Origin of the sequence: Caproiciproducens sp. MSJ-32 (assembly GCF_018918055.1) — a bacterium.
Lineage (GTDB): Bacteria > Bacillota > Clostridia > Clostridiales > Clostridiaceae > Clostridium.
The window spans coordinates 1-8,824 of record NZ_JAHLPS010000064.1 but is presented as its reverse complement, the minus strand read 5'-3'; the positions used below and the strand labels follow the sequence as shown (position 1 = coordinate 8,824).

8 protein-coding genes are annotated in these 8,824 nt (G+C 26.6%); 7 read left to right on the top strand and 1 reads right to left on the bottom strand.

What is annotated here, in order from left to right:
* The first annotated feature begins 137 nt into the window (after positions 1–137).
* The 3 genes from KQI16_RS07470 to KQI16_RS07460 are packed head-to-tail and all read left to right on the top strand — an operon-like array spanning position 138 to position 2,954.
* On the top strand, positions 138–1,130 hold the full coding sequence (locus KQI16_RS07470) for a CotS family spore coat protein (protein WP_216433249.1): 993 nt from the start codon (positions 138–140) through the stop codon (positions 1,128–1,130).
* 5 nt (positions 1,131–1,135) lie between these two features.
* Complete coding sequence (locus tag KQI16_RS07465) at positions 1,136–1,915, top strand: hypothetical protein (protein WP_286172961.1); 780 nt, start codon at positions 1,136–1,138, stop codon at positions 1,913–1,915.
* Entirely contained in the window at positions 1,908–2,954 is a 1,047-nt protein-coding gene (locus KQI16_RS07460) for a CotS family spore coat protein (RefSeq protein ID WP_216433247.1), read from the top strand. Before KQI16_RS07465 ends, KQI16_RS07460 begins: the two co-directional genes overlap by 8 nt.
* Positions 2,955–3,000: 46 nt before the next feature.
* On the opposite strand, the gene KQI16_RS07455 is transcribed toward KQI16_RS07460, so the two are convergent.
* Positions 3,001–4,119 carry a glycosyltransferase family 4 protein gene (locus KQI16_RS07455; RefSeq protein ID WP_216433246.1) on the bottom strand — a complete coding sequence of 373 codons (1,119 nt, stop codon included), beginning with the start codon at positions 4,117–4,119 and terminating at the stop codon, positions 3,001–3,003.
* Positions 4,120–4,229: 110 nt separating this feature from the next.
* On the opposite strand from KQI16_RS07455, the gene KQI16_RS07450 reads away from it, so the two are divergent.
* The 4 genes from KQI16_RS07450 (at position 4,230) to KQI16_RS07435 (ending at position 8,687) form a co-directional block, all read left to right on the top strand.
* Positions 4,230–5,231, top strand: a complete 1,002-nt coding sequence (locus KQI16_RS07450) for a CotS family spore coat protein (RefSeq protein WP_216433243.1) — start codon at positions 4,230–4,232, stop codon at positions 5,229–5,231.
* An 85-nt stretch (positions 5,232–5,316) separates the two neighbouring features.
* Entirely contained in the window at positions 5,317–6,207 is an 891-nt protein-coding gene (gene yabG / locus KQI16_RS07445; protein WP_216433241.1) for a sporulation peptidase YabG, read from the top strand.
* Between the two features lie 320 nt (positions 6,208–6,527).
* Positions 6,528–6,764, top strand: coding sequence for a Veg family protein (locus KQI16_RS07440; protein ID WP_216433250.1), 237 nt, complete (start codon positions 6,528–6,530; stop codon positions 6,762–6,764).
* A 339-nt stretch (positions 6,765–7,103) separates the two neighbouring features.
* Positions 7,104–8,687: a DUF3794 and LysM peptidoglycan-binding domain-containing protein gene (locus KQI16_RS07435; RefSeq protein WP_216433239.1), complete on the top strand. Its 1,584-nt coding sequence runs from the start codon at positions 7,104–7,106 to the stop codon at positions 8,685–8,687.
* Positions 8,688–8,824: the final 137 nt, after the last annotated feature.

Genomic DNA, 8,824 nt, shown 5'->3' with positions numbered 1-8,824 from the left:
CAAAAATATCCTATATATTATAAATATTAAGATTTGAAATATATATAACAAAATCTTATTAATATTTATCTACTAACATAAACAAAATATGAATTCTTTTCATATAATGGCATAGAACAAGTCATGAGGAGAATTACATGGAAAGTGAATATATAAAAGAAGAAATTGAAAGAAATTATTCTTTAGACATATATAGTATAGAGAAAGTTAAAAATAGCTATAAAATAGAAACAAAAGAGGGGAATTATGGTATTAAAATTATTAAATATCAATTTCCTCATTTTTATTTTATATTTTCTGCTATAAATCATTTAAATAAAAAATCCTTTAGGAAGATTCCAGAGATAATAAAAACAAAAAATGGTGAAGGTTATATAAAACTTGGAGATAAGTATGCATATTTAAATAAATGGATAGATTCTAGAAGCTGTAATTATAAGAACTTAGATGATCTTGCTATGGCAGCAAGAAAATTAGCTGAACTTCATGAATGTAGTAAAGGTTTTATTCTAAATAAAAATATGAAAGCAAGAATATATTGGTATACTTGGATAAAAACTTTCGAAACAAGATGTGAGGAAATATTAGATTTTAAAAAAAGAATATATCAAAAGGCTTATAGATCTGAATTTGATGAAATATACTTAAGCGCAATAAATGATGAGTTAGAAAGAGGAAAAAAATCTATTAGTGAATTAAGGAAGAATAATTATTTTAGGGTTATGGATAAAGAAGTTTTAAAAAGAGGTTTTTGTCATCACGACTTTGCTCATCATAATTTGTTAATAGATAGGAATGGAGAAATTAATGTAATTGATTTTGATTATTGTATATTAGATAGCCATATACATGATCTTGCTTCTCTTTTGATTAGAAGTATGAAGGACGGGAATTGGAAGAGAGAAATATCAGATCTTGTAATAAATAATTATATAAAAATTTATCCAGTAACTGAGGAAGAATTAAGAGTAATGGTAGCATTTATGAGATTTCCACAGGGATTTTGGCAGATTGGCCTTCAATATTATTGGGAACAGCAGCCATGGGGAGAGGAGTTTTTTGCGAAGAAAATAAAAAAATACTTAAATGATAGACAGGATAGAGAAAGCTTTTTAGATAACTTTTTTTAATAGAGGTGATTAAAATTAATGTATTAGAGTTAAATGAATATCTTAAAAGAAAAAACATAATTATTAAGGATAGTAAATTAAGTTCTTATAAAATAGAAAACAAGGAAGAGGTATTTAAGCAAATAGATAATATAATTTATTTTCAAAAAAGTGTTGGGGCTTATAAGGAAAATTTATTGCCTAGAATTAGGGCTTCTATTGGAAAGGAATTAGAAGAATATAAAGCTCAAGTAATATTGATGGAAAGATATATAAAAAATCTTAAAAATAAAAAGGATTTGAATAAAATTGATAACTATATAAAAGACAAGGAAAAGGAAATTTTATATAAGGCAGAAATTTCATTAAAGCATATTGCATTAAAAGATTATAGAGAAATAATAGAAAGAAGTATGAAAAATTATGAAATTTGCTTAGGGAGGGTTGATGAAAGCAATTTAGCATTAGAAGATAATATAATTTTAGTTGGAACAATAAAATATATGAGCTATAACATAAGGGAGCATGATATATATTCTCTTATAAAAAAAATAAAGAGAAAAGATATAGAGATTTCCTTTCAAGAAATAATAGATTATTATATTGAAAAAGAAAACTTAAAAGAAGGAAGCAGAAAATATTTAGAAGGGCTTAGCAGCTATCCTAATGAGCAGTTAAAGGTTATGAAAAGATATATACAAGGAAAATATGCTTTAAAAGAAGATGAGATATTAGAAAATCTTTACAGGGCAGAACTTTTAGATAATAAGTATTCGATAATTAATGGGAGGGGATATAATGAATAAATTTAGATATATAGATAGGGAAAGTTTATGCAAATATGATTTAAGTGAGGATTTTTTAAAAACTTTATCAATAGATATTAAGGAAATAATACCTTTAAGAAAAGTTTTTGTATTAATAACAAATGAAGGAAAGAAAATTCTTAAGATGACTGATTCAAAGGAAAAAAGAATTAAGTTTGTTGATGAAGCTTTAAAGTATATACAAAAAAATTATGAAGATGTACTAAATTATCATAAAGGAAAAGATGGTAGAATAGCTTATAATTTTCAAGAAAGTACTTATGTTGTCTTAGATATGATAGATGGAAGAGAAGCAACTTTTACAAATCCATTAGAAATTGAGATTTGCTCTAAAGCTATTGCTAATATGCATAAGGCATCAAATGGAATATGTGAAAATTTAAATGTAGATTTAGTAAAGGAAAATTTAGGAGATAATTTAATTGCTTCTTATAAAAAAGTAGAAGAAGATCTATTAAATATAAAGTCCTTTGTAAAGAGATTTAGAAATAAAAATAAATTTGATAATTTATTTATTGAAAATGTAGACAAGTATATAGAGCAGGTGAAAAAGGCTCAAGAACTTCTAGCAATAACTAATTATACTTCCTTATTGAAGGATATTAATAAAATAGTTTTGTGTCATAATGATTTAGCAAATCATAACTTTATAATTGATGGAGATAAGGTAAAAATAATAGATTTTGATTATTGTAAAATTGATACTAGAGCAATTGATATTGCTAATTTTTCATTAAAAGCAATCAAAAATAATTGCTATGAAATGAAGAAATTTAAGTCAATTATAGATTCTTATAATTCAGTAAGTAAATTGGATAAAGAAGAAATAAAATTAATTTATACCATTTTTAATTTTCCAAGAGATTTTTATAATATATCTATAGATTATTATTATAAGGAAAAGTTATGGGATTATGAAGTTTTTGAAAGCAGGCTGGAAGATAAGCTTAATAAAGATGTTTATAGAATGGAGTTTTTAAAAGAATTTATTAAAGAGATGAAAGAGTACTTTTATTAATATAAAAAATATAGGGCGGATACAATATCTTCCCTATATTTTTTACTTAGAATTCTATAATTTTTTTATAAGCTTCTACAGTTCCCTTTGCAGTAATATTCCAAGAATAGCTTGAGCTTTTATTTAAACCCTTTGATATTAATTTTTCTCTTAATGATTTATCGCTTAAGATTTTTTCTATTGAATAAGATAATTCATTAATGTTATGGGGATCAATTAATAAAGCAGAATCACCACAAATCTCAGGTAAAGATGTTACATTAGAAGCTATTACTGGAGTTCCGCAGGCCATTGCTTCTAAAGGTGGAAGTCCAAAGCCCTCATAAAAGGAAGGATAGGCTAACAAACTCGAAGCATTATAGAAAATTGGTAACTTTTCAAGAGGAATAAAATCTGTAAATATTACATCTTTTTCAACCTTAAGTTTTATTGCGCGGGTTTTGTATATTTCATAAGAAATACCCTTTTTTCCTGTTATAATAAGCTTCAAGTTTTTTCGCCTATTTTCAGGAAGTAATGAATATGCTTCTATAAGGCCTATTATATTTTTTCTTGGGCTGAAACCTCCAACATAAAGGATAAAGTCTTCATTAATACCATATTCTTTTTTTATAATTTCTTTACACATTTTTTTGTCTAAAGGTCTATATATATCCTCAGCAGCAAGATGGGTTACAAAAATTTTATCTAAGGGAAAATTAAAACCTTTGGCAATATCTTGCTTAGAAAATTCAGACACAGTTATAATTCCATCACAATTATCTAATATTTTGGGTATTTCAGTATTAAATATATGAAGATAATTAGAGCTAACAGTTTCTGGCATCCTTAATGGGATTATATCATGTAATGTAATAGTTTTGTGACATTCTAAGTTATTTGAAAGTCCAACCCCATTTTGAGGAACATGATATATATCTAAATTTTTATTATAAAAATTATTTTCAACCTTAACCTCATCCCAAAAATTCGAATCTGAATTGGCCTTTACTGACTGAATTTCGAAATTGTCTCCTAATTCTAGAGCTGTATTCTCAGGCAGAAAAACAAGGTAATCATTTATACTGTCAATCTTATTTAGACTATTTATAAGTTGATAAGTATAAGTTCCGATACCTGTGCCCCTATACCATTTTGCAGCTCTGCCATCTACTCCTATTTTCATGACGCATCCTTTCACATCATTTTTAATTTATTATATTAAATTCAGGAATAAAATGTTAATAAAAGAATAGATATAATCATATAAATATAAAGGGAGGTGGGTATTATATTATGATGAGAGAATTTGAAATAGAAAGACAATTTAACATCAAAATTGAAAGTATTAAACCTAGTAAAGGCATATACTATGTAAAAAGTAATAAAGGAGAGAGGTGTTTAAAAAAGATAAATTACGGACCACAGAAATTATTATTCGTTTACGGAGCTAAGGAGCATTTAATAAAAAATGGTTTTAAAAATGTGGACAGGTATTTTTTAAACATAGATGGAGAACCATATGCTATGGTGAATGAAGATTTATACACACTTTCTGAATGGATAGAAGGAAGAGAGTGTGACTTTCATAATTTAGATGAGGTTAAGGTTGCAGCTAAGACCCTTGCAGAATTGCATGAGGCTTCAAAGGGTTATGATCCTCCTGAAAATTCAAAGTTAAAGAGTGATTTAGGAAGATGGACTCATCTTATGAATAAGAGAATTAAGTCCCTTGATAAAATGAGAGATATGATTAGAAAGAAAAATAATAAGAGTAATTTTGACTTGCTTTATATAAAATCTATGGAATTTTATAAGGAACTTGGTAGAAAAGCATTAGAAACTTTAGAGCAGTCAAAATATGAAGAATTATGTGTCTTGGCTGAAAAAGAAAAAAGTTTTTGCCATCACGACTATACTTACCATAATATTGTTATAGATGAAGATAATAATTATCATATTATAGATTTTGATTATTGTAAGAGAGAAATAAGAACTTTTGATATATCTAATTTTATGATAAAGGTTTTAAAAAGAGTTGAGTGGAATCCTGAATTTGCAGATGCTATATTAGAATCTTATAACGAGGTCTCTCCTTTATTAGATTCTGAATATAAGGTATTATATGCCTTTTTACAATTTCCTCAAAGATATTGGAGACTAGCAAATAGATATTACTATAATGAGGTTAATTGGGGACAAAATGCTTTTGGAAGCAAAATAGAGGCAATAATTGGAGAACAAGATAATATGCTCAAATTCTTAAAAAATTTCAAAAAACAATATAACATAGATTAAAAAAAGTGCTATAGGCACTTTTTTTATGTACAAATAAATATAATAAAACATAATATGAAATAAACAATTAAACAAGAGGGGAAAAATGGAGATAGGTGATTTAGTAGTTAGAAAATCCTATGATAAAGATATTACATTTAAAATAATAGATATTAAAAAAGATGAAGAAGGTAATGATATCTATGTTTTAAAGGGAATAAGCATAAGAATTATAGCTGATTCTAAAAGTGATGATTTAGAAAAAGTAAGTGATAGATATGTTGGTAAAAGAGAAAAAATATTAAATAGCAGAGTTAATGATGCTATAAAAAAAGCAATTTCTTTAAGGGGAGATAGCCTGGCGAGAGATGCTATAGATAATGCAGTTAGAGGGAGTAAAAGTCAAAAAATAAAAGAGAATAAAGATTTGATTTTTGGTAGACCTGGCAAGATACTTCATGTAGATGGAGATAGTGAATATTTGGAAATGTGCCTTAAGGTATACAAGCAGTTATCTTTAGATGCAGTTGGATTTGCTATAGAAGAAAAGAAACAGCCAGAAATAATTGTTGATTTAGTTAGAGAAGTAAAACCAGATATAGTGGTTTTAACTGGTCACGATAGTATTCAAAGAAATACAAGTGATTATCTTGATTTAAATAATTATAGAAATTCTAGGTATTATATTGAGGCTGTTAGAGCTTTAAGAGATTATAATTCTAGTTATGATGAATTAGTGATTTTTGCAGGAGCATGTCAAAGCTGTTATGAATGTATGTTAGATGCAGGTGCTAATTTTGCGAGCTCCCCAAGCAGAGTATTAATACATTGCTTGGATCCAGTTTTAGTGTGTGAAAAGATAGCTTATACAAGAATAGATAAAATTATATCCATTACTGATGTAATAAATAATACAATTACTGGTATAAAGGGAATAGGAGGTCTTCAAACTAGAGGTAAATATAGAGAAGGATATCCAAGATCTCCATATCTATAAGTGATTATAGAGCTGTTAATATTAAGTTGAATTGTAGAGCAAAGAAATACTAAGTCAGAAAAACTACTAGGTGAAGAGTTTAGGCTTAAATTATTAACTTTAAAAAATCAGTAACTCTAAAGCCTAGTAGTTTTTCTTTGCTATATTTTAATTCAAAAAATGCATAAAAAAAAAGAAAGTAGGTATAATAACAAATGTGTGTAAATGAGAAAAAATAAAAAAATATATTGACAACCTGTTTTTATAGTGATAGAATATTTGTTTTATTTGACGGAAAGCTAATAATGGTGTATAATAAAATTAAGAAAGAAGGTGCTTATGTGGAAAATATGAAAACTATCGCAAGCATAAAGAGAAACATAGAAGATCATGTAGGAGACAAAGTTACTTTAAAAGCAAACGGCGGAAGAAAAAAAGTAGTAATTAATAACGGAATAATTGAAAGTGCACATCCAAGTATTTTTGTAGTAAGATTAGACAATGATAATCAAAGAACAGTATCATACAGTTATTCAGATGTTTTAACAAAGACAGTACAGTTAGACTTTTCATTATAAAAAGAGCTTCATAGTGGAAGCTCTTTTTTTATTATAAAACAATCATAAAAAAAGAAAGATGGTGGGTTTCCATCTTTCAACTATGGTATAAAAGGGTATTGAGAATTTATGAGAGGTTATATGGTCAATAACCATAATTATAATACGACATATTTTTATTATTGTCAACATTTATTTAAAAAAAATATAGAAAAAATTAAAAAAAGACGATAATTCGACAAAGAAAATTAAAATAGGGGAAGTTTGACGATTATATTAAAGAAACTTTTTAATTATAAATGAATAAATGTATACAGTTAGAATATATTTAATAGTAGGTTAATATGTGGGAGGGATTATATGTCACAAATAGATACAATTAAAGAGATAGTTCACTATGAACAGCTACTTAGAGAAAATTCAACAAATCATGTACTAAAGGGAGAGTATTTAATAAGAGATTCACAATATCCAGATATGAAAGAAGTTTTGGGGGTAGATGCTGAAGCAAATATCACCAATAAAGAAATACTTGGTGATAAAGTAATGGTAGAAGGAAATTTAAATTATATAGTATTTTATCTTCCAAAGGATGATGCAGTTTTAGAACATCCTGCAAATAAAATACAGTCAGTTATATTTACAGATAAGTTTGCAAATTATTTAGATCTTAATAATGACGAAAATAATATATGGGTTGATGTTGAATGCGAAATAGAACATATTGAAGCTAATTGGATGAATGAGAGAAAAGTTGGAATTAACGGTGTAATTGAGTTAAAGTGGCAAGTATATAAAAATGGAGAATTTGAATGCGTTAAGGATATTGAAGGAAAAGAAGATATACAAACTTTAAAGAAAGAAGAAGAATTAATAGGGATAAAAGGTGAAAAAGACGTAGATTTAATGGGAAAAACTATTTTAAAGGCAACAATGGACAAGCCAGAAATAGATGAAATATTAAAATGTGAACTTAATATCCATAAGAAAGAAATAAAATTAGTAGAAGATAAGTTTTATGTTGGATGCTATTGCAAAATTAATCTGCTATATAAAGCTAGAGAAAATAATGAGTTAGTACATTTAGAAGATGATATATATCTATCTAAAGAAGAGGAAATGCCTGGAGTCAATCAAGATATGATACCTTCTTTAGATTTAAGAATAAGAGATTGTAATTATAATGTAGAACTTGATGATTTAGGAGAAAACAGAATAGTAAATATTGAATTTATACTAAGAGGAAAAGTAAAGGTATATTCTAATGAAAAAGTTGAGATGATAAAAGATGCATATTCTCCAACTTCTAATATAGAAATAAGGAGAGAAGAAAAGAATTTTGGAGATATTATGTCAATAATGAATTCAGAAGTAATAGTTAAAGATAATATCAAAGTGGATAATGGAGAAGGAAGAATTGAAGATATTATATGTGCTTCAGCCCGTCCGTACATTTTAGAAAAAAGCATGGAAGATAATAGGCTAAAAATTGAAGGATTAATAAAACTATGCATACTTTATAAAATTCAAGATGAAGAATTAAATTATGGAATATTAAATACAGAAGTACCATTTTCTACATATGTAGATATAAAAGATTCCAATAGCAAATTAAAATCTGTTGTAAAGAGTTCTCTAGAAAATTTAGATACAGTTATAGAAGGAAATTCTATATCAGTTAGGGGAAATATTGGATTAATAATCAAGTTATATTGTAATAAAAGTATAGAGGCAGTAGCAGATGTAGTAGGTGGAGAAAGTGAAGAAAAAGAAAAGAAAGCTTCAATTATAATATATGTAGTTGGAGAAGACGATACTCTTTGGGAATTAGCAAAAGAATATAATACTACAGTGGCAGAAATTATAAGACTTAATGATTTAGATGAAGATGCAGAAATTAAAGAAGGAATGAAATTAATAATTCCAGGAAGGGCTATATTTTAGACAATTTAAATTTATAAGGGGGCTGTCGCACTAAATAATTAGTGTGAAGCTCCTTTTTGATGAAAAAAATAAATCCCAGACTTTAAAAGTCTAGGATTTATGGTAAAATATTTTTCATGACTATAAAAAAAATCTTA

Excerpts from the sequence above, each read along its gene's own strand:
- KQI16_RS07460 (WP_216433247.1), top strand. The coding sequence starts at position 1,908 with ATGAATAAATTTAGATATATAGATAGGGAAAGTTTATGCAAATATGAT.
- KQI16_RS07450 (WP_216433243.1), top strand. The coding sequence starts at position 4,230 with ATGATGAGAGAATTTGAAATAGAAAGACAATTTAACATCAAAATTGAA.
- KQI16_RS07455 (WP_216433246.1), bottom strand. The coding sequence starts at position 4,119 with ATGAAAATAGGAGTAGATGGCAGAGCTGCAAAATGGTATAGGGGCACA.
- KQI16_RS07470 (WP_216433249.1), top strand. The coding sequence starts at position 138 with ATGGAAAGTGAATATATAAAAGAAGAAATTGAAAGAAATTATTCTTTA.
- yabG (WP_216433241.1), top strand. The coding sequence starts at position 5,317 with ATGGAGATAGGTGATTTAGTAGTTAGAAAATCCTATGATAAAGATATT.
- KQI16_RS07435 (WP_216433239.1), top strand. The coding sequence starts at position 7,104 with ATGTCACAAATAGATACAATTAAAGAGATAGTTCACTATGAACAGCTA.